Origin of the sequence: Sorangium sp. So ce176 (assembly GCF_051519835.1) — a bacterium.
In the GTDB taxonomy this organism is placed as follows: Bacteria; Myxococcota_A; Polyangia; order Polyangiales; family Polyangiaceae; genus Sorangium; species Sorangium cellulosum_G.
This window is the reverse complement of record NZ_CP150371.1, coordinates 484,893-506,064: the sequence shown is the minus strand read 5'-3', so window position 1 is coordinate 506,064 and position 21,172 is coordinate 484,893. Positions and strand designations below refer to the sequence as shown.

Below are 21,172 nucleotides of genomic sequence, written 5' to 3'. Positions count from 1 at the left end.
CCGCCCTCCCGGATGAGCACGACCTCGGGCGACGACGGACGGGACGCGCCCGCTCCCGAGGACGGAGCGGGCGCACCCGAGGACGGAGCGGGCGCACCCGAGGACACAGCGAGCACCCCCGAGGACTCCGCGGGCGCGCGCGAGGGGCGCACCGCGCGCGCGCTCGTCTTCGTGCGCGAGCGCTTCGACGGCGCGTGCCTCGCCTTCCCTGTCGCGGCGCCGGACACAGCGAGCTTCGGCCGCGACGAGGACGTCCTCGTCGAGCAGCGGCTCTTCCTGCGCGAGCACGCGGCGCGCGCCCAGCCCGAGGCGATCTCCAGGCTCTCGTTCCCGCAGGGCACAGACCTCCTCACCGTGGACGTCGCCGTCCCGCGCGACGACCTGCCGCGCAAGCTGCGGCGCGAGGTGCCCGTGAGCTTCCCCTGCGTCGTCGTGCCCGCAGGCGAGCAGGCGGCGCGCGCGACGCGAACGGCGCAGGCGCGCGTCGACGAGCGCGACGCGTGGGTGCTCGTGCCGGCCCTCGGCCACGCGTTCTACGTGGAGGCGGGCGAGCCGCTCGAGCCGGCGATCCGGCGCGAGGTGCGCCGGCTCCTCGCCTCGCAGTCGCTGTCGACGTGGGACCACCTCGGGCTCCTGCCCGGAAGCGCGCACCGCCTGGAGGTGCTCCACGCCCCGCTGCCCGAGCTCGACCGCGTGCAGCCCGGCCAGCGCGTCGCCTCCGTCGCCGAGCGCGCGCGGCGGAAGAAGGCGGTGGACGCGCTCGTCTCGGTCGCGACCCCGCTCCACGTGGCCGCGCAGCGGAGCCCGCTCGCGGCACCGCCGCTCGCCTGCCGCGACGCGGAGCTCGCGCGCCTCGCCGCGCTGCTCGACGGCGAGGAGCGCCTCGGCGTGCTGCTCGTCGGGCCGGAGCACGCGGGCAAGACCGCGCTCATGCAGGCGTACGTCGCCCGCCAGACGCGGCTCGTCTACGCGACGTCGGGCGCGCAGCTCATCGCGGGCATGAGCGGGCTCGGCCAGTGGCAGGAGCGCCTCCACGGCGTGATGGAGGCCGCCGCGGCGCTCGACGCGGTGCTCTACTTCGAGAACCTCGACGACCTCCTCGCCGAGCGCGTCGACGGCGGCCACGTCGACCTCGCGGGCGCGATGCAGCCCTACCTCGACGAGGGGCGCGTGCGCGTCGTGTGCGAGCTCCGCGACGACCGGCTCGACGCGCTCGAGGGCCGGCACTGGGCGTTCTTCGCCGGCCTGAGCCGCATCCGGATCGAGCCGCTGTCGGCCGCCGACACCCGCAGGGCGCTCGCGGAGCGCGCCGAGCGCGACGCCCGCGTCGAGCCGCACCGCCCCGCCGTCGCGGGCGACGCGCTGACGGCGCTCATCGATCTCGCGGAGCGCTACCTCCCGTACAGCGCCTTCCCGGGCAAGGCCGTCCGCCTCTACGAGGACCTGCGCACCGTGCACGAGCGGGAGCGCACCGCGCAGGGCGAGCCGGTCACGCTCGGGCGGAGCGACCTCCACGAGCTGTTCTCGATGCGCACCGGGATGCCGGCGTTCCTGCTGCGCGACGATCTGCCGCTCCGGGTCGATCGCGTGGCGCGCGACCTCGGCGCGAGCGTCGTCGGGCAGGAGCGGGCCGTGCGCGCGCTCGCCGAGACGATCGCCGTGGTGAAGGCGAGGCTCTCGCCGCCGGACAAGCCGCTCGCGGCGTTCCTCTTCGTGGGACCGACGGGCGTCGGCAAGACCGAGCTCGCCCGCGCGCTCGCGGCGCTGCTCTTCGGCTCGCCCGATCGGCTCTCGCGGTTCGACATGAGCGAGTTCGCGAGCGAGGGCGCGGCCGATCGGCTGATCCGCGGGACCGACGGCGCGGGCGGGCTGCTCACGCAGCGCGTGCGCGAGCAGCCGTTCTGCGTGCTCCTGCTCGACGAGATCGAGAAGGCGCACCGGGCCGTGTTCGACCTCCTGCTCCAGGTCCTCGGCGAGGGGCGCCTCTCCGACGCGCGCGGCAGGACGGCCTACTTCCACAACGCGATCGTGATCATGACCTCGAACCTCGGCGCGGCGGAGCGGCGCGCGCAGGCGGGGTTCTCCGGCGGGCCGGGCGCGGGCTCCCCGGAGGAGCGGGCCGCGCTGGACGAGGCGCACTACCAGCGCGCGGTCGCGGGCGCGTTCCGGCAGGAGTTCGTGAACCGCATCGATCGCGTCGTGCCGTTCCGGTCCTTGACCCGCGCGGAGCTCGCCGAGGTCGCCCGCCTCACGACCCAGCGCCTGAGCCAGCGCCGCGGGCTCTCCGAGGCGGGCGTCGCGCTCGAGGTGTCGCCGCGCGCGCTCGCGCGGCTCGCCGAGGACGGTCACGCGCCGGCCTACGGCGCGCGGGCGCTCCGGCGGCACATCGAGGAGCACCTCGCGGCGCCGCTCGCGCGGCTGCTCGCGCGGCTCGGCGGCGACGCGCGGGAGCTCACTGTGTGGGTCACCGAGGCCGGCGAGCCGGAGGCGCCGGTCGACGGCGCCGTGGTCGGCCGCGCGGAGACGCCCGCGCTCCGCCTCGAGGCGCGCCGGCGGCGCGCGGCGCGGGCGGCGCGGCAGGCGTTCGGCGTCGAGCAGGTGGGCGACCTCCGGCGCGAGGTGGACCAGTGGATGGGCCTCGGGCCGATCGAGCAGCTCCGGGAGCAGATCGACTTCCTGCTGACCCAGCTCAGCCTCGCGACCGGGCCGTCGCGCGACCGCCGGAAGGAGCTCGACACGTCGGCGCTGCAGGCCGAGCACCACCGGTTGAGCGAGCTCTGGGCGCGGCTCGCGAGCGCGCAGGAGGAGATGCACAGCGTCGAGGAGCTCGCGCTGATGGCGCTGCTCGAGGGCGAGGAGGTGCGCGAGCTCGCGCGCGAGGCGCGCGCGGCGTGGGAGGGCGTCCGCAAGGTGCTGCCGCGCGCGATGGTCGCGACGGAGGCGCGGCGCGACGCGATCACGCTGATCCTGGAGGAGCTCGACGAGGGGGCGTTCGACAGGTGGCTCGCGCCGCTCCTGAGGGAGCTCCCGCGGCGCGGGTGGGGCGCGACGCTGCACATCGACGGAGACCGCGCCGGGCCCGGCGACGCCGCGTGGCCCGCGGGCCGTCGGTGGGGCCCGCCGCGCGCGCCGGGCGACGTGATCGAGGCGCTCGCCCGGCCGAAGCGCGGGTTCCGGAGCGTGCTCCTGCGCTGCACGGGCGCGTATGCGGGCGCGTTCCTGTCGCTCGAGCGGGGGCTGCACCAGATCGTCGTGGGCCGGCGGGAGGCGGGCGCCGCGCGCGACGCGTCAAACGACGGGCGGCTGCACGTGTTCGTGCACTTCGTCGCGCACGCGGCCGACATCGCCGAGGACCAGTGGGAGCACCGGTCGCTCGCGCCGCCCGCCGCCGGGTCGGCCGCGGCGAGGCGGCGCGGGGCGGCGGCGCGCGAGCACGACGAGGTCGAGGGCGCGGTGCTGATCGCGGGGCGCCGCGCGCGGGTCTCCATGGATCCGGCGTGGTACTGGGAGCGCCTCGACGAGATCGCGCTCACGCACCTGCTCCTGTTCGAGGGCGAGGGGAGCGGGCTGGATCGGAGCGCGTACTTCACCCCTGAGACAAGCTGAGCCGGCCGCGGCGCCTCGCGGCGTGGGATCTCCACTACACTCGCCGCCGTGTACTTCACGATCCCCCTCTTCGAGCGGAGGACCACGAACGTCGCGTGCGTGACGCTGGGCCTCGGCCCGAGCACGCGCTCGCGCGAGGGGCGGCACCCGGAGCGCGTGCGGCGCCTGCTCATCGAGGAGCTCAGGCCGATCTTCGAGAAGACCCGCGCCGCGCAGCTCGCGCGCTTCGAGGTGCCGCGCGGCATCCGGCTCGAGAAGGTGCGCCTCGAGCTCACGCTGTCCGGCGCCGGCCTCGCCGATCGCCGCAAGGTGAGCGGGCTCTGCCCCGTCGTGCTCGAGCCGCGCTGGGCCTCCGAGCACGAGCGCATCGTCTTCGCCTACCACCCCGCCCGGCAGGGCGACGCGGCGCCGATCCGCGACGACCTCCCGCTGGACGAGCAGCTCCGCGCCCTGTTCCAGGTCGCGTGGGCCGCGCTCGACGACGACGAGATCGCGGCGCTCTGGAGCCGCGGCAAGGAGCGCCTCACGACGCTGTCGTTCTCGTGCGCCCCGCGCTCGGCGCTCGCGGACCTGCCCGATCGGCCGGGCGACGACGACACCGGCGCCGATCCGGCGTTCCGCTGGAAGAAGCGCCGGGGCCTCAAGGTGCTGCCGGGCCTCGGCGTGAGCCTCACGCAGCGCGCGGCCCAGGGCGACCTCGACGGCGGCGCGCCGCGGTCGCCCGCGCGCGAGCAGCTCGCGCTGCTGCTCGGCGCCGGCAGGGCCCAGAGCGTCCTCGTCGTCGGCCCGCCGGGGTGCGGCAAGACGACGCTGATCCACCGGGCGGTGCTCGACCTCCTCGAGGCCGACGGGTACGCCGCGCACCGGAACCTCGACCGCGCGCGCGACGTCGTCGCCGTGAGCGGCCGCAGGATCATCGCCGGGATGAGCCACCTCGGCGACTGGGAGAAGCGCTGCGTCGAGCTGGTCGAGGACGCGCGCAGCCGGGGCGCGATCCTCGTGGTCGACGACCTCCACCACTTCGGCCGGATCGGGCGGTCGCGCGAGAGCGAGCGCTCGCTCGCCGACTTCTTCCGCGGCCCGCTCTCCCGCCGCGAGATCGTGATGGTCGGGGAGTGCTCGCCCGAGGCGTTCCGCCTCCTCGAGCAGGAGGCGCCGTCGTTCGCGGCCCTGTTCACGCCGCTGTTCCTCCCCGAGGCGACGCCCTCGGAGACCTTCCGCCTCATGGTGCGCGAGGTCCGCGCCCTCGAGCAGCGCCACGCCGCCCGCGTGAGCCCGTACGCGCTGCGGACGATCCTCGACCTTGGCGGCTCGCTGCTGTCGGCGCAGGCGCTCCCGGGCAAGGCCATGGACCTCCTGCGCGAGGTCGTCCGCGCGGGCGGCCGGCCCGCGCCCGCCGCGGAGCCGGCCGCGGCGCGCGGGCCGCGGCCTGTCGGCTCGCACGACGTGCTCCGGCTGCTGTCGCAGAAGACCGGCGTGCCGAGGCTGCTGCTCGGCGGCGACGAGCCGCTCGACGCCGGCGCGCTCGAGGAGGAGATCGGCCGGCGGGTCATCGGCCAGCCCGAGGCCGTGCGCGCCGCGGCGGACCTCGTGGCGCGCATCAAGGCGGGGCTCGTGGACCCGCGGCGCCCGTACGGCGTGTACCTGTTCACCGGGCCGACGGGGACCGGCAAGACCGAGCTCGCCAGGTGCATGGCGGAGCTCATCTACGGCGGCGCGTCGCGCCTCCTGCGCCTCGACATGAGCGAGCACAGCGGCCCCGACGCGCCGGCGCGGCTCATCGGCGACCGCTACGCGCCCGACGGGATCCTGACGCAGAGGGTGCGGGAGCAGCCGTTCTCGCTGGTGCTGCTCGACGAGATCGAGAAGGCGCACCCGTCGGTGCACAGCCTGCTGCTCCAGCTCTTCGAGGACGGCCGGCTCACCGACGCGGCGGCGCGGCCCGCGCACTTCAACCACGCCGTGGTGGTGATGACCTCGAACCTTGGCGCGCGGGCGCGGCCCTTGCTCGGCTTCGGCGGCGCGGGGCTGCCCGAGGCGCGCGCGCTCGCGATGGCGGAGGAGGCGGCCCAGGAGGTCGCGCGGGCCGTGCGCGAGTTCTTCCCGCCCGAGCTGTTCAACCGGATCGATCGGGTCGTGCCGTTCCGGCCGCTGACGCCCGAGGTCGCTGTGCGGGTGGCCGAGAAGGAGCTCGACAGGCTGCTCTGCCGTCGCGGGCTCACGGAGCGGAGCGTCTTCGTGCGCCGGGGCGCCGGCGTGGCCGAGCGGATCGCGCGCGAGGCGTTCGTCGCCGAGGACGGCGCCCGCTCGGTGAAGCGGTTCGTCGAGGACGAGATCGGCTCGCTGCTGAGCGACGCGCTCGCCGGCGGCGCGCCCGCCGCGATGCAGCTCCTGCGCATCCACACGCGCGGCGCCGCCGCCGAGGACGGCGCCGCGTCGGCCGGCTCGCCTGCGTCCCCCTCCCCTTCCCCCGCCCCCGGTCCCTTCGTGCTGCACCGCGAGGCGCTCGTCGAGGCCGAGCCCGCGGCCGCGGCGTGGGCGCTCGCGCCGCTCGTGGAGCAGCCGCTCGACGCGCTCGTGGCGGAGCTCTCGCCGCTGCTCGAGTTCGTCGACGCGCTCGAGCGGAGCGACGGCATCGCGCGCCTCTCGGAGCGGATCCGCTACCACCTCGCGGAGCACAGCCGCACCGCCGCGGAGGGGCCCGAGGCGCACGAGCACGCGGAGGCGGTCTACAACCTCGACGCGATGCGCGGGGCGATCCGGGCGTTCCGCGAGCGGATCGAGCTCGCGCGGCGGCGGAGCGGCGACGACGACGAGCAGCGGCACCTCGACCTGGAGCTGCAGCGGTTCCGGCACGTGATCGTGGCCGACGAGTGGAGCCGCACCCGCGTGCGCCTGTTCCACCGGGGCCAACAGGCGCGCCCGCTGCCGCGGCTGGCGAAGCAGGAGGTGCTCGAGTGCATCGCCGAGGGCCACGCGCTGCGGCGCGCGCTCCGCAAGGTGGACGAGCCGGGCCAGCACGCGGTGCTGATCGAGCTGCTCCGCGCCGCGAGCTTCACGGAGGCCCCGGCCGGGGGCCCCGCCGGCGCGCGCGGCGCGGCGGAAGAGGGGCTCTTCGAGGCGCTCGCGCGCGCGTACGGCGAGGCGGGCGGCGAGGTCGAGGGGTGGGCGGGCGCGCGCTCCGGCCGCGCGCCGGAAGGCGACGGCCACGCGCGCGCGGTCGAGCACGGCCGCGGGGCGGCGGGGCTCGACGCGGCGCTCTCGAGCGGCCCTGAGCTGCTCGTGCTGAGCGTCGTCGGGCTCTGCGTGCGGGACTTCTTCGAGCTCGAGACGGGCGCCCACGTCTGGACGTCGCTCGCGCGCGGCCCCGAGGTGGTGCGGGTGCGCGTGCTGCCGGCGCGGCCGGGGCTCTCGCCCGCGGCCGCGGTCCGCGACCACCTCGAGCGGCAGGCGGCGTTCGACGAGGCGGCGCGGCGCGGGCGCCCGCTGCCGCCGAACCCGGCGGAGCTCCTTCACGTGGTGCGGCGGATCCGGTTCGACCCGCCGCGCCGGCCGGGCAAGACCGCGCCGATCGAGATCGAGGACTACGTCATGGGGTACGCCGAGGCGGCGCTGGTGCGGAGCCTGTCGCAGGCGCTCGCGCCGCTGTGGCTGCTCCGGATGAGCCGCGAGGACGTCGCGTGACCTGGCGTGACCTCCGCGGCGGGCCTACTGCGTCTTGAACAGGTCCAGGATCCCCTGTCCGATTGCGGCCGGGTCCGGGATCGCGACGCCGGTCGGCTCGGTGCCCTCGAGGAACACCTCCTCTACCGCGTTCTCCTGGCCGGGCATCGCGATCATGCCGGTCTCGGGGTCGATCTCGAGGCGCACGATCCCGAGCGGCTCCGGGAAGTCGGTCGCGGGCCGCCCCGCGTGCGCCTTCTCCATGAACGCGACGAAGGCCGGCAGGGCGGCGCTGCTGCCCGCCTCGCGGGCGCCGAGGGGAGCGGCGTCGTCGAAGCCCGTCCACACGGCGCACGCGATGTCGGTCGAGTAGCCGACGAACCACGCGTCCCTGGCGTGGTTCGTCGTGCCGGTCTTGCCCGCGATCGGCCGGCGCAGCGAGAGCGCCTGCTTCGCGGTCCCGACCTTGACGACCGACGTGAGCAGGTCCGTCGTGATGTACGCCTCGGCCGCTGTCATCACCGGGCGCGGCGGGGGTCGCGCCGGCAGCGGCAGCGCCTCGCCGCGCGGCCCCGAGATCCTCGTCACGACGACGGGCGCCTGGTACGCGCCGCCCGCCGCGAACGTCGCGTACGCGGCCGCCATCTCGCGCGGGGTCACCTCGTACGAGCCGAGCGCGAGCGACAGGTCGGCGCCGAGCTTCGAGGCGATCCCGAGCTCACGCGCCCACGCGACGACGGCCTCGGGGCCGACCTCCCGGAGCGCCGCCACCGCGGCGACGTTCACGCTGTGCGCGAGCGCCTCGCGCAGGCGCTTCGGGCTCTGCCCCTCGCTCTCGTCGTGGTTGCCCGGCTGGTAGCCGTCGAGCGCCGCGGGGTCCGTCTCGAGGATCGACGCGGCCGTGAGCTTCCGCGCGTGGATGCCATAGCCGTAGACGAGCGCCTTGAACGTCGACCCCGGCTGGCGGTGCGCGTGGCTCGCCCGGTCGAGCCCGCCGCGCGCGCCGTCGTAGCCGCCGACGAGCGCGAGGATCTCGCGCGTGCGCGCGTCGATCGCGACGAGCGCGCCCTGCGGGCCGAGGTCCAGCCGGAGCTTGCCGGCCTCGGGATCGCCCGCGAAGCGCACGCGCAGCACCTTGCCGATCTCGGCGAAGCGGCTCGGCGGGAGCCCGCGCGGGTTGTACCGGCGCTCCTTGCGCAGGTCGACGGTCCCCTGGACCGTGCCCACGCGGATCGCCAGCGTCCCGCGGCCGTCGTCGGCGCCGGTCACCGCGCCGAGGTAGGCGCGGTTCGGGTCCCTGGGCTCGCCCTGGAACGGCGTCGGGTCCCCCTTGGCCCGGGCGAACGGCGCGGCGATGCCGTGCCGGGCGGCGTACGCGTCGAGGTTCTGGCGCACCGCCGCGCGCGCCGCGGCCTGCATCTTCGGGTCGATCGAGGTCACGACGGTGTAGCCGCCGTACCGGGCCTCGGGCCCCACGGCCTGCCGCAGCGCGCGCTCGGCCTCGGCGACGACCTCCGGCGCGAGCTCGTCCGAGTGCTCCGGCTCGGGCGCGAGGCGGATCGGCTCCGCGAGGGCGGCGTCGATCTGCGCCGCGGGCATGAACCGCTTCTCGCGCATCTGGCCGAGCACGAAGGCGCGGCGCTTCTCCGCGCGCTCCTTGCTCACGCGCGGCGAGTAGATGGACGGCCCCTTCACGATGCCCGCGAGGAGCGCCGCCTCGGCGAGCGTCACGTGACGGACGCTCTTGCCGAAGTAGAACCGCGCGGCCTCCTCGACCCCGTAGCGCCCGTGGCCGAAGTAGATGTGGTTCAGGTAGAGCTCGAGGATCTGGTCCTTCGTGAGCTCCTGCTCGATCCGCCGGGCGAGGAGGAGCTCGCGCATCTTGCGTTCCAGCGTGCGCTCGTGCGTGAGCAGCACGTTCTTCACGACCTGCTGGGTGATCGTGCTGCCGCCCTGGCGCGCCTCCGCGGAGCGCAGGTTGACGATCAGGGCGCGGAGCATGCCGAGGTAGTTGAGCCCGTCGTGCTTGTAGAACCTGGCGTCCTCGGCCGCGAGCGCCGCGAGGCTCATCACCGGCGGGATCTCGGTGACGGGCACGAGCGTCCGACGCTCGACGAAGAGCTCACCGATGACCGTGCCATCGCGCGCGAGGAACCGCGTCACCTGCGGCGGGTTGTAATTCTTCAGCTCCTCTGTGGTCGGCAGGTCGCGCTCGTAGTGGCGGACGACGAAGAAGAAGGCGAGGGTCGCGGCCGCGACGAGGCACGCGAGGGCGATCGCGAGCCGCTTGCCCCACAGGAGGAGCTGCGCGCGTCGCGGCGGCCTGGGGCCCGGGTTGCGGGGCTTTCGCTGGAGGAGGGCGCGGAGCGCGGCGATCCACCGCGCCCGCGGCGGGCGCGCGGGTGCGGGCGGCGCCGGTGGCGGGTACGCGGGAGGCGCCGGCGGAGCGTACGCGGGCGCGGGCGGCGCCGGTGGAGCGTACGCGGGCGCGGGCGGCGCCGGCGGCGGGTGCCGGGGCGACCAGAGCCGCGTCGGCGCGCGATCGCTCGGCGTCGGGTCGGAGCTCGCCGCGCCGGCGTCGTACGGCAGCGTGGGTTCCAGCGGGGCGGGCCGAGCGCCGGCCCCTTCGGGGTGCGCGGGGGGGTTTCGCGGGGGGTCCGAGGCCATGCGTCAGCGCGCCGGAGCCCGCGGCGCCACCGCGGCGCCCGGGGTGCGGTGATCCAGCCGCGCCACGCTACCACGATCGATCTCCACGGTGGTCCCGCGCGCCAGGCGTCTCATCCGGCGGCGAGTCCAGCCTCGCGCGCCGTGATCCAGGCGAACATCTCGCGCACGAGGCGAGCCGACGCGGCGGGGGGAGATGGCCTGTCCGTCAAAGGCTCCTCCCGCGTTGCGCTCGCGCGTCACTGCCGCCCGGCGGCGCCCGCTGTCAGCCGTTCGGCGATGTCCAGGACTCGATAGCGACTGCGGTCCAGCGCCGGACTCGATGGCTGCCGTCGCGCCCCGCGGCCCCCAGAGCGCGAGGAGACGCGCTCCGGCGACGGCCCTACCTCGCTCGAGCCTCTCCTGTGTCGGCGTGAGCCCGCCATGAACCTCGCATCATGGCGAGCGACGAGTCGCTCCGGCTCACTTCGACGAAGCCCAGGCGACGATATCGACGCAGCGCTCTGTTGTCCGTCGCCGATCGACATCGCCGGACAGCGCGTGCAGGCCGCGTCCAGCAGGGAGCTGTACAGCCGGGTATCCGGCGCTCGATGCCTGTGCCGGCGACAAGGGGCCTCCCGGAGCCGTGTGCCAGGACCAAAAGGCCCTGCTGGCTCGATACGGGGGCGGCGCTTCCGTCAGCGCTGGGCTGTCGTGCTTGCGGAGGTGAGGACGGGATTCGAACCCGCGTATAACGGTTTTGCAAACCGTTGCCTAACCACTTGGCTACCTCACCGACTGTTCGAATCGGCGCGAGGTCATGCCTCATCCCGGCCCCGCTGTCAACGCTTTCAGCACCTCGAGCTCGATTTATGCAGCCGAGCCACCTCAACGCGGAGCGCTCCACCGCTCCTCCTCGCGCCCTCGACCCGGCGGAGGAGCACGCACGGCGCGTGCTCCTCCGCCGGTCCTGCGCCCTGGAATCGCTCCCCGCGACCTCCAGAGGCCCCTCGCTCGCCTACAGCTCGCGCCCGCCGCGCCGCGTCCCCCGCGCTCGCCCCCGGGTCCCCCGGGCCCCCAGCATCCGCCCGAAGTAGCTGGCCGCATAGGTCGCCAGCCGCGTGGCCTGGAGCAACCCGCGCGGCACGATCCCCCGCCCCGTGCGAAACGGATCGAAGCGGAGCGCGTTCTGGTCGATGTCCACAGGCTCGTACAGCTCGATATCGGCCACGGCCATCCACCGCGCCCGTTTCCCCCGCCTCACCTCGAGCCGCAGCAGCGCGAGCCTCGACGCCGCAGCGCGCTCCAGCCTGTCCAGGCGATTGCCCTCCATCGTCGACGCGCGCAGCGGCACCAGGCGGAACTCCGCACGACCGAAATCGGCCACGTCGAAGGGGAGCTGCGCGTAATAATCGTTGTCCAGGAAATCGCGCGTCTTCGTCGTGAACAACGCGATCGGAATCAGCGAAAAGCGGCGCGCGCTCAGGAAGATCAGGTCCTGATCACCACCGCTCGCGACAGGCGTTATCTCCTCGCTCGCCCGGAACCGCACCGCGACGCCCAGCACATCCGGGCGGCGCTCCCGCTTGCCGCCCCGCCATCGCCACAGCGCGCTCGACAGCCGCACGAGCGCCGGCCCCGCGAGCCGCTGCGCCAGCGCGCCGACATCGCCCTCCACCGCGAGCGCCTTCACCCCCGCGCAGTAGACCACGCCGTCGGCGTGGACCAGCCGCGCTCTCCGCAGAAGGCTGCCCTGCCAGACAAAGGGAGCCAGGACTCCCCCGATCGCACGCCCAACCGCTTCCAGAAACCGCATGACGCCCCCCCTCCCTGCAACCTGGCGCACCGGGGACCCATCGCAAGCCGGGCGCGCGCGGCAGCGCCCGAGTCGCGGCGCACCCCCGCGCCGAGATCTGCTGTTCTCCGCGCCCCCTCCGTTCTGCCGTGCAGAGGCGATTCCAGCGAAGCGCAGCGCCCCGGGCGCTCCCGCTCGCCTCCGGTCCTCCAGCCGTCCTCGCCTCTCCGCGCCCGCCGCGCGCAGGGCGAGCGCCAACCGCGAGGCGCCCGCTCCGCGACCGCGCTACTGCGCGCCGGCCTTGACGGCCGGGACGAGCTGCGGGGCGGTCTCTCGCTGCGCCCTGTGCTCGATGAGGCGCTTCACCACGAGCGTGAGGAGCGCGAGGAGCACGAGCAGCGAGGCGACGGCGAACGCCGCCGAGAAGTGGAACTCGTTGTAGAGCACCTCGACGTGCAGCGGCATCGTGTTGGTCTGTCCCCGGATATGGCCCGAGACGACCGAGACCGCGCCGAACTCGCCCATCGCGCGCGCGTTGCAGAGCACCACGCCGTAGAGCAGACCCCACTTCGCGTTGGGGAGGGTGATGCGGAAGAACATGCTCCACCCGCTCGCGCCGAGCGACAGCGCCGCATGCTCCTCGTCCGCCCCCTGGCTCTCCAGGAACGGGATGAGCTCGCGCGCGACGAAGGGGAACGTCACGAACGTCGTCGCCAGGATGATGCCAGGACGATCGAAGATCACCCGGATGTCGTGATCCATGAGCCAGGGGCCGATCACCCCGTGCGCCCCGAAGAGCAGGACGAAGATCATGCCGGAGATCACCGGCGAGACAGCGAACGGCAGATCGATGAGCGTGACCAGCAGGCTCTTGCCGGTGAACTCGAAGCGCGCGATCGCCCAGGCCGCGGCCACGCCGAAGACGAGGTTGAGCGGCACGGCGATGAGCGCCGTCGTCAGCGTCAGCTCGATGGCGGCGACGGCGTCCGGCGCGGTGATCGCCCGCCAGTACCCCGAGAGGCCGTCCTTCAACGCCTCGATGAACACCGCCACGACCGGCAGGAAGAGGAAGAACCCGAGGAACGCGAGCGCCGCCGCCGTGAGCGCCCAGCGCACCAGCGGCGGCTCGGAGGTCGCGCCGCGCACCGCGCCGCGCGACCTCACCCGCAGCTTGCCCGCCGCGCCCGCCATTACGACGCGACCCCGGGCGCGCCGGCAGGACCAGCGGGCGCCGGGCGCGGCGCCTCGACAGGGCTCCGCGACGACACGCGCGCGCCGCTCCAGGCCTGGAGTCGGTTGATCAGGAAGAGAAGGACGAAGGAGCAGAGCAGCATCACCATCGCGAGCGCCGTCGCGCCCGCATAGTCGTACTGCTCGAGCTTGGTCATGATGACGAGCGGCGTGATCTCCGTCTTGAGCGGCATGTTCCCGGAGATGAACACGACCGACCCGTACTCGCCGAACGCCCGCGCGAACGACATCGCGAACCCGGTGAGGATCGACGGCCAGAGCGACGGGAGGAGGACGCGACGGAAGATCTCGAATCGGCCCGCGCCGAGCGACGCCGCCGCCTCTTCCTGATCCACCTCGAGCTCCTCCATCACCGGCTGGACCGTCCGCACCACGAACGGGAGCCCCACGAAGGTGAGCGCGATGACGACGCCGAGGCGGCTGAACGCGCTCTGGATCCCGAGCGGGTAGAGGAACCGGCCCACCCACCCTTGCTGGGAGTAAATGGCCGTGAGCGCGATGCCGCCGACCGCCGTCGGGAGCGCGAAGGGCAGATCGACGAGCGCGTCGACGATCGACTTGCCCGGGAAGGTGTAGCGCACGAGCACCCACGCCACGAGGACGCCGAAGACCGCGTTGATGCCCGCCGCGATCAGCGACGCGGAGAAGCTCATCTTCAGGGAGGCGACCGCGCGCGGCGACGTCACTACCGCCCAGATCTCACCGGGGTCGAGCGTCGCCGTCCTGAGGAAGATCATCGACAGCGGGACGAGCACGAGCAGCGACAGGTACGTTACCGTAATCCCCATCGAGAGCCCGAAGCCGGGCAGAACGCTCTGTCGCCGCCACAGGAGAGCCACGAAATTCTACTTGCCGGCCTGGTAGATCTGGTCGAAGACGCCGCCGTCGGAGAAGTGCGTCTTCTGGGCTTTTTGCCATCCGCCGAAGATCTCGTCAATCGAGAAGAGCGCGACCTTCTGGAAGACACCCTCCGACTCGGCCGCCGCGAGGACCGCCGGATGGCGCGGGCGGTAGAAGTGCTTCACCGCGATGCGCTGCCCCTCCTCCGTGTAGAGGAAGTTGAGATACGCCTCCGCCGCCGCCCTGGTCCCGCGCTTGTCGACCACCTTGTCGACCACCGCGACCGGCGGCTCGGCGAGGATGCTGATCGACGGGACGACCACCTCGAACTTGTCCTTGCCGGCCTGCTTCAACGCGAGCAGCGCCTCGTTCTCCCAGGCGATCAGGACGTCGCCGATCTGGCGCTCGACGAACGTCGTGGTCGAGCCGCGCGCGCCGGTGTCGAGGACCGGCACGTTCTTGAAGAGGCGGCCGACGAACTCCTTCGCTTTCGCCTCGTCGCCGCCCGCCCGCTTCAGCTCGTAGCCCCACGCGGCGAGGTAGTTCCACCGCGCCCCGCCCGAGGTCTTCGGGTTCGGCGTGATGACCGCCACACCCTCCTTCACGAGATCGTCCCAGTCCTTGATGCCCTTCGGGTTGCCGCTGCGCACCAGGAAGACGATGGTCGATGTGTAAGGAGCGCTGTTGTCCTTGAGGCGAGCCTGCCAGCCGTCCTTGACGCGGCCGCTCGGCACGAGCGCGTCGACGTCGTAGGCGAGCGCCAGCGTGACAACGTCCGCCTCGAGCCCGTCGATCACCGAGCGGGCCTGCTTGCCAGAGCCGCCGTGCGACTGCTTGATGACGACGTCCTGCCCGCTCTGCTCCTTCCAGCGCTTCGCGAAGGCGGCGTTCACCTCCTCGTAGAGCTCGCGCGTGGGATCATACGAGACGTTCAGGAGCTGCACGCCCCCCGACTTGCTCGCGTCGCCCTTCGAGCACGCCGCCAGCGCGAGCACGCAGCAGAGCACCATCATCCAGCATCGCATCGATCGTCCTCACTCCTTCATCCCGTGGCTAGGAACCGTGCTTCCCGTTGCGCGAGCGCGTCGAGCAGCTGCTGGAAGCGCGACGCGCCGATGCGGCGCGCCATGAAGGCGGCGCGGCCGAGCTTCTGGCAGAGCTTCTTCGCGAGCAGCACGCCGCCGTGGCTGTTCACGTCCGTCAACACGATCACGAGGTCGGCCCGCTCGATGGCGGCCCGCAGCTCGGCCGCCCCGCGGCCCCCTGTGTTGCCCGTGTGAAACTCCAGGTGGTGGCCCGCCTGCAGCGCCATCCGCTCTAGCTGGGCCTGATTGCGATCCAACCCCCCGATCCAGGTGATCCGCATCGCGCCGTCTCCTTGCAACGTCCAGCGGGTCATCGCCGCTATAACGGACATATCTCACGCTAAAGCGGAGGGCGCAAGGGAGATCTGACAGTATAACGGAGGACACGTCTTGGATACCGGAGGGAGACCGAGCGGCTGGGATCCGGAAACAGGCAAGGCAGAGCGGGGCCAGGCAGGCAGCGTGGGGCCGGGCAGGCAGAGCGAGGCCATTCAGGCCGACAGCGACCGCGCGGGGCTACCCGCGCGAGCCGTAGGTCATGACGAGGTACATGACGGCCTCGGCGCCGCCCAGGTTGCGGTAGCTGTGCGGGCTGTCGGCCTCGAAGAGGATGGCGTCGCCTGTCTCGAGGACGCGCCGCTCGCCGGCCACGGTGATCTCCACCGAGCCCTCCGTGACGATCAGGTTCTCCGCGGTGCCGGGGGCGTGCGCGTCGGCGTGCTCCACGGAGCGCGGCGCGAGGCGGAGCTCGTAGAACTCGACGTTGCGCGGCCGATCCATCGGGAAGAGCGCCCGGGAAGAGAACTCGCCGTTCTTCGAGCGCAGGATGCGGGCGTGCGCCGACTGCATGACCGTCGTCACCGGCGAGGCCGCCTGGCTCATCAGCGCCGAGAAGGGGACCCCGAGGGCGCGCGCGATCTTCCAGAGGACGTTGATCGTCGGTGTGCTCTGGCCCAGCTCGATCTGCCCGAGCATCGCCCGGCTCACCCCGGAAGCCTTCGCCAGGCGCTCGAGCGACAGGCCGCGCTCGGCGCGGAACCGCTTCAGGTTGGAGGCGACGACAGGCGTCAGATCCGAGGCCTCGTCGAACGCGGGATCGTCCCCGCCCGGCTCGCTCGCCAGGGGCGCCGGCGCGCTCGCCGGGGGCGGCGGCTCGGCGGCCAGAGATCGCGCGGATTGCTGGGCTTTGCGTGCCTTCACTGGAGGCGTATCCGCCATGGTGGAGGGCGCGCGTCAAGCGAGCGAGGGAAGAGGGCGCTCAGGCGCCGCCAGAGACGGCGTCGACCACCGCGCTCCTGGCCGACGGGCGGGGCGCCGGCGGCGCGACAGCGGTCGCCGCGGCGGGGAGCGCTGCCCGCGTCGTGTGGCCCGTGATGAGCCGGGCGCCGCGCTTGAAGGTGATGTACTGCCACATCCACGCGAACATTACAGCGAAGCGGTTCTTGAAGCCGATGAGGAAGAGCACGTGGACACCGAGCCAGGCGAGCCACGCGAGCATGCCCGACATCTGCAGGCGCCCGACCTTCGCGATGGCGCGCGAGCGGCCGATGGTCGCCATCGTCCCCTTGTCGCGGTAGGCGAACTGCCCGCGCGGGCGGCCCGTGAGGTCGCCGAGGATGCAGCCCGCGACGAAGCGCCCCTCCTGGATGGCGGCGGGGCTGAGGCCGGGCACGTCGACGCCGTTGCGGTCGCGGAGCATGGCCATGTCGCCGATGGCGAAGGTGGTCGGGTGCCCGGGCAACGAGCAGTCCGGCTCGACCTTCACGCGGCCGATGCGGTCGAGCTCGACCCCGAGCGCGTGCGCGAGCGGGGTGCCGCGGACGCCGGCGGCCCAGATGACTGTCGCGGCGGGGAGGCGCTCGCCGTCCTCGAACTCGACGCCCTGCTCGTCGATGGTCCGGAAGCGGCGACCCTTGATGACCTCGACGCCGAGGGACGTGAGCTGCTCCTCGGCGCTCGCCGAGAGGCGCTCGGGGAAGGCCTGGAGGATGCGCTGGCCGATCTCGACGAGCAGCACCCGCGAGAGCGACGGGTCGAGGGCGCGGAAGTCGCGCGCGAGGATGTAGCGCGCGAGCTCGGCGAAGGCGCCGGCCATCTCGACGCCTGTCGCGCCGCCGCCGATGACGACGAAGGTGAGCAGCCGCCGGCGCACGGCAGGGTCCTGCTCGCGCTCGGCGGCCTCGAAGGCGAGCAGCATGCGCTCGCGGATGGTGAGCGCCTCGTCGAGGTTCTTGAGCGCGGGCGCGAACCGGGCCCACTCCTCGTGGCCAAAGTAGTTGTTCGCCGCGCCGACGGCGAGGATCAGGTAATCGTAGTCGAGCGTGTCGCCGTCGACGGTGATGCGCCGGCCGGCGAGGTCCACGCGCGTCACCTCGCCGAGCAGGACGCGGGCGTTGCGCTGGCGCGACAGGACCGATCGGATCGGAACGGCGATGTCGGCCGGCGAGAGGCTCGCGGTCGCGACCTGGTAGAGCAGCGGCTGGAACAGGTGGTGGTTCGTCCTGTCGACGAGCGTGACCTGGACGGGCGCGTCGCGGAGCGCCTTTGCCGCGTTCAGGCCGCCGAATCCTCCGCCGACGATCACGACGTGGGGCTCTTTCGCGGGCGTGGCCATGGTGCCTCCTGGCGAGGAACGCTTCCTCGGTGGCACGCCGATGGTAGGGGTCGCCGATCAGCGCGGCAAGCGGCCGCGATGGCTCACGCGGCGGCCTTCACGTCGCTCACGCCCGTAGTCACGTCGCTCACGTCCGCCTTCGCCTTCACGTCGCTCACGTCCCTGACGTCGATCTTCAGATCGGGCGCGGCCCCGCCCCGGAGCGCCTCGGCGAGCAGCTTCCGGCCGCGGTGCAGGCGGCTCATGACCGTGCCGACCGGGACGCCGAGCTGCGTCGCCGCGTCCTTGTAGGACATCTCCTCGAGGTCCACGAGCACCACGGTGTCGCGGAAGCTCGGCGGGAGCGTCGCGAGCGCGCGGCGCACGCCGGGCGAGAGGGCGTGCATCTCCGCGCGACGCTCGGGCGCGGTCCACGCGCAAGGGTCGGTCGCGAGCACGTCGAGGGCGTTGCGCTCGCGGCGGCTGCGCCGGCAACGGGTGATGAAGACGCTGAAGAGGATCTGATGCACCCACGCCCGCAGGTTGGTCCCAGGCTCGTAGTTGGACGCGAACCGGATCGCGCGCTCCACCGTGTCCTGCACGAGGTCCTCCGCCGTCGCGGGCGATCGAGAGAGCCGGAGCGCGCGGCCGAAGAGCTCCGGTGTCATTTCGACAAGGCCGCGGAGGAGCTCGTCGAGCGCCGCCCGCGGTCCGCCGCCCGGCGCCGTCCCGGCCGCGCCGAGGGACGGCCCGGGCCCGAGCGCGGGCCTCACGCCGGGCGGCAGCGGCGCTGGAATCGTGGACCGGGCGGGGACGTGAGCGGCGTGGACGAGCATGGGCGGGACCTCCTTCACATCGGCACTGGCAAGGCAGGTGCCACCGAGAGGACCGCGCGAACGCCGCGAAATACGCCGGATGGCGCGGGCGGAGACACGCGGGCGCGTGTCAAATCGACATCAGGCCCCGCGCGCGCGCCAGAGTGGCGAGGCGTGCCGCGCCGGGCGGCTCCGCGTCAGAGCGTCTCGAGGTAGGCGACGAGATCGTCGATCTGGGCCGGCGAGAGCGTCGAGGTGACGCCGTGCTTGTCGCCTCCGCCGCACGGCCCGAAGCGGTCGTGGAGGGTCGCGGCGCAGCCGTCGTGCATGTACGGGGCGCGCGCGGCGAGCCCGCGCAGCGAGGGCACCTGGAAGGCCTTGCCCGTGCCCACGTCGACCGTCCGGTTGTCCGTGAGCTTCTCGCCCGCGTGGCACGAGGCGCAGGCCACCTCCTTGTCGTTGAAGAGCGCCTCGCCGCGCCGGACCGCGTCCTCGTCCGCCGGCGCCGACAGGGGCACGGGCTTGATCGTGTCGAGCCACGACGCGAACGCCGCGACGCGCTCGTCGCTCTGCCGCTGGCCTCCCATCCGCTGCTCGAACACCTCGCTCATGATGGTGCCGAAATCGGTCATGTCGCCGTCCCAGTGCAGCGGCGCCGTCGCTGTCACGCCGCCCGCGAGCGTCTGCGTCCGCCGCGCGCCGATCGGACGGAACGACCACACCCGCCCGTCGTCCAGCCCCTCCGGGTGGCACGACGCGCACGCGAGGGGCATCTGCGCGGCGCCGAGGCCGTGAAACAGCGCGTGGCCCGTGTCGACCCGGCGCTCGCCCGGGAGCGGGAACGTCGCGACCAGCTCGCCGGTCAGGGCCGAGAGGCGCACGACGCTCGGCGGCTCCCGGAGCTGCACGAGCAGGTTGCTCGCCTCGTCGTAGCCGACAGCGATGGGGTCCCCGCGCACCGAGATGCTGCGCTGACCGCCGGAGAACTCGCAGTCGAGCGCATCCGTCTTCTCGAGCAGATCGAGCGGCGTCTCGAACACCATGCGGCTGCCCGCCATCAAGATCGCCCCGCGGAACCCGTCCGGGGAGATCGTCATGTCGACAGGGAGCACGCCGAACCCGAGGCCGCCCACGCCGGCCACGGGCGGCGCGGGCGCGGGGTTGGTCTCGCTGGGCAGCGGGCGCAGCATGGTCACCGCCGGCTGCGTCACGATCGTCGCGCAGTCGAACCCCGCGTAGCCGCTCTGCGCCGCGTTCGCGATGTCGATGGGATCGACAAGGCCGCGCTGGTGCACCATGGCCACGCCGCCCCCGGGCAGCGGGACCATCCTCCACGCCACCGCCGGCTCGAAGACGCGCTCCGACCGGGGCTGGACGGCGATCGGCGGCTTCACGCGCTCGACCACCGCGCCGTCCTTCGAGACGACGAGGAGCTCGGGCGACCGGAACCGGCTCACGAGCAGCGCGTCGCCCTCGACGACGACGTCGCGCAGGTCGCGGTCGAGGCGCAGCGCGCGCACGGGCGGGGCCTCGAGGTCGGAGGAGAGCGAGACGAGCTCTCCTCCCGCGCACGCCACGTGGAGCAGCTCCGTCTTCGCGTCGTAGGCCAGCCCGCGCGGCGCGGGGCAGACCGGCCTGCGGTGCATCTCCCGGGTCGCGAGATCGATCGTGACCACCGCGCCTCCGCGGCGGAGCGCCACGTGCGCGGTGCCGGGCGCCCCCTCGATCACGCGCCCCGGCTCGTCGCCCGCTTGCAGGGCGAGGTCGGGCTCCACCTCGCCGGTGACGAGATCGACGAGGGATACCCTGTCGCGGTCCGGATCCGCGGCGACGGCGAGCTGCCTGTCGGCGGTCACGAGGAGCGTACCGCCGCTGATGGGGGGCGGCGGCACCGGGGACACGACGGCCTCTTCGTCCCCGACCCCGCCTCCGCCCGTCCCGGCGAAGTCCCCCGTCGAGAAGGCCCCCGTCGAGAAGCCTGCCCCCGCCCCCGAGCTGCCGGGCCGGTCATCCCCTGGAAACCACTCCTCGCCTGCATCACATCCGACGATCGCCGCGGCGGCGAGCGCGGTGATCCACGTTGCGACGTGCGCTTTCATGATACCTCCTGCGCCCGGCGCCTCGCGATCGCGGCCCGAGCATGCCTTGAGTTTCGAACAGCGCCGCTGGAGCCAGGCTCCGCGCGCGTGCGATGCTCCCGCCATGAACAAAGTCGCGGTTCTCGGTTCTGGGATTGTCGGGCAGACGCTGGCCGACGGTTTTCTCAAGCACGATTACAGCGTGATGCGCGCCACGCGCGACCCCTCGAAGCTCGCGAGCTGGCTGTCGGACGCGGGGCCGAAGGCGACCGTGGGGACGTTCGCGGAGGCGGCGCAGTTCGGCGAGCTCGTGGTGCTCGCCGTGAAGGGGACCGCGGCCGAGCAGGCGGTCGATCTCGCGGGCGCCCAGGCGCTCGCGGGCAAGACGGTCATCGACGCGACCAACCCCATCGCGGACGAGCCGCCCGTCCACGGCGTGCTCAAGTTCTTCACGGGGCCGAACGAGTCGCTGCTCGAGCGGCTCGTTCGGCGCGCGCCCGAGGCGAACTTCGTGAAGGCGTTCTCGTGCGTCGGCAGCGTGTGGATGGTCGATCCGGATTTCGGCGACGTCCGCCCGACGATGTTCATCTGCGGCGAGAGCGCCGACGCGAAGAAGCAGGTGGAGCGCATCCTCGACACCTTCGGCTGGGAGACCGAGGACATGGGGAGCGTGGAGGCGGCGCGCGCGATCGAGCCGCTCTGCATGCTCTGGTGCATCCCCGGGCTGCTGAACAACCGGTGGACGCACGCGTTCAAGCTCCTGAAGAGGTAGCCAGACGAGCGGCCGCGCCGGGGCGCGCGAC

13 protein-coding genes and 1 tRNA gene are annotated in these 21,172 nt (G+C 73.5%); 3 read left to right on the top strand and 11 right to left on the bottom strand.

The features are described 5' to 3' along the window. Positions 1–12 precede the first annotated feature (12 nt). Both WMF42_RS01900 and WMF42_RS01895 read left to right on the top strand, forming a co-directional pair. Positions 13–3,606 (top strand): AAA family ATPase, encoded by a 3,594-nt coding sequence (locus tag WMF42_RS01900; RefSeq protein ID WP_437689913.1) that lies wholly within the window; start codon positions 13–15, stop codon positions 3,604–3,606. 48 nt (positions 3,607–3,654) lie between these two features. Continuing rightward, positions 3,655–7,290, top strand: coding sequence for an AAA family ATPase (locus WMF42_RS01895; RefSeq protein ID WP_437689912.1), 3,636 nt, complete (start codon positions 3,655–3,657; stop codon positions 7,288–7,290). Between the two features lie 24 nt (positions 7,291–7,314). Here the strand turns inward: WMF42_RS01895 and WMF42_RS01890 are convergent, their stop codons facing one another. From WMF42_RS01890 to WMF42_RS01840, 11 genes are all read right to left on the bottom strand, one after another. Continuing rightward, entirely contained in the window at positions 7,315–9,936 is a 2,622-nt protein-coding gene (locus WMF42_RS01890; RefSeq protein WP_437689911.1) for a penicillin-binding protein 1A, read from the bottom strand. Between the two features lie 700 nt (positions 9,937–10,636). Beyond that, positions 10,637–10,708 (bottom strand) — tRNA-Cys (locus tag WMF42_RS01885). Positions 10,709–10,930: 222 nt separating this feature from the next. Further along, entirely contained in the window at positions 10,931–11,623 is a 693-nt protein-coding gene (locus tag WMF42_RS01880) for a hypothetical protein (RefSeq protein WP_437689910.1), read from the bottom strand. Between the two features lie 369 nt (positions 11,624–11,992). Further along, positions 11,993–12,898 carry a sulfate ABC transporter permease subunit CysW gene (gene cysW, locus WMF42_RS01875; RefSeq protein WP_061607822.1) on the bottom strand — a complete coding sequence of 302 codons (906 nt, stop codon included), beginning with the start codon at positions 12,896–12,898 and terminating at the stop codon, positions 11,993–11,995. Then, a complete protein-coding gene (gene cysT, locus WMF42_RS01870; RefSeq protein ID WP_061607823.1) occupies positions 12,898–13,797 on the bottom strand; it encodes a sulfate ABC transporter permease subunit CysT in 900 nt (299 codons plus the stop codon). The genes cysW and cysT overlap by 1 nt, the downstream gene beginning before the upstream one ends. Before the next feature lie 6 nt (positions 13,798–13,803). Then, positions 13,804–14,823: a sulfate ABC transporter substrate-binding protein gene (locus WMF42_RS01865; RefSeq protein ID WP_155798307.1), complete on the bottom strand. Its 1,020-nt coding sequence runs from the start codon at positions 14,821–14,823 to the stop codon at positions 13,804–13,806. 17 nt (positions 14,824–14,840) lie between these two features. Next, positions 14,841–15,164: a DUF2325 domain-containing protein gene (locus WMF42_RS01860; protein WP_061607824.1), complete on the bottom strand. Its 324-nt coding sequence runs from the start codon at positions 15,162–15,164 to the stop codon at positions 14,841–14,843. A 235-nt stretch (positions 15,165–15,399) separates the two neighbouring features. Next, on the bottom strand, positions 15,400–16,083 hold the full coding sequence (locus WMF42_RS01855) for a helix-turn-helix domain-containing protein (RefSeq protein ID WP_233561401.1): 684 nt from the start codon (positions 16,081–16,083) through the stop codon (positions 15,400–15,402). A 58-nt stretch (positions 16,084–16,141) separates the two neighbouring features. Next, positions 16,142–17,497 (bottom strand): NAD(P)/FAD-dependent oxidoreductase, encoded by a 1,356-nt coding sequence (locus tag WMF42_RS01850; protein ID WP_061607825.1) that lies wholly within the window; start codon positions 17,495–17,497, stop codon positions 16,142–16,144. Between the two features lie 83 nt (positions 17,498–17,580). Beyond that, complete coding sequence (locus WMF42_RS01845; protein ID WP_061607826.1) at positions 17,581–18,312, bottom strand: RNA polymerase sigma factor; 732 nt, start codon at positions 18,310–18,312, stop codon at positions 17,581–17,583. Positions 18,313–18,488: 176 nt separating this feature from the next. Further along, positions 18,489–20,390: a c-type cytochrome gene (locus tag WMF42_RS01840; RefSeq protein WP_061607827.1), complete on the bottom strand. Its 1,902-nt coding sequence runs from the start codon at positions 20,388–20,390 to the stop codon at positions 18,489–18,491. 103 nt (positions 20,391–20,493) lie between these two features. Here WMF42_RS01840 and WMF42_RS01835 point away from each other — a divergent pair, with 103 nt between their 5' ends. Further along, positions 20,494–21,141: an NADPH-dependent F420 reductase gene (locus WMF42_RS01835; RefSeq protein ID WP_061607828.1), complete on the top strand. Its 648-nt coding sequence runs from the start codon at positions 20,494–20,496 to the stop codon at positions 21,139–21,141. The last annotated feature ends 31 nt before the right edge of the window (positions 21,142–21,172 follow it).

Excerpts from the sequence above, each read along its gene's own strand:
- WMF42_RS01900 (WP_437689913.1), top strand. The coding sequence starts at position 13 with ATGAGCACGACCTCGGGCGACGACGGACGGGACGCGCCCGCTCCCGAG.
- WMF42_RS01890 (WP_437689911.1), bottom strand. The coding sequence starts at position 9,936 with ATGGCCTCGGACCCCCCGCGAAACCCCCCCGCGCACCCCGAAGGGGCC.
- cysW (WP_061607822.1), bottom strand. The coding sequence starts at position 12,898 with ATGGCGGGCGCGGCGGGCAAGCTGCGGGTGAGGTCGCGCGGCGCGGTG.
- WMF42_RS01865 (WP_155798307.1), bottom strand. The coding sequence starts at position 14,823 with ATGCGATGCTGGATGATGGTGCTCTGCTGCGTGCTCGCGCTGGCGGCG.
- WMF42_RS01860 (WP_061607824.1), bottom strand. The coding sequence starts at position 15,164 with ATGCGGATCACCTGGATCGGGGGGTTGGATCGCAATCAGGCCCAGCTA.
- WMF42_RS01850 (WP_061607825.1), bottom strand. The coding sequence starts at position 17,497 with ATGGCCACGCCCGCGAAAGAGCCCCACGTCGTGATCGTCGGCGGAGGA.
- WMF42_RS01845 (WP_061607826.1), bottom strand. The coding sequence starts at position 18,312 with ATGCTCGTCCACGCCGCTCACGTCCCCGCCCGGTCCACGATTCCAGCG.
- WMF42_RS01840 (WP_061607827.1), bottom strand. The coding sequence starts at position 20,390 with ATGAAAGCGCACGTCGCAACGTGGATCACCGCGCTCGCCGCCGCGGCG.
- WMF42_RS01835 (WP_061607828.1), top strand. The coding sequence starts at position 20,494 with ATGAACAAAGTCGCGGTTCTCGGTTCTGGGATTGTCGGGCAGACGCTG.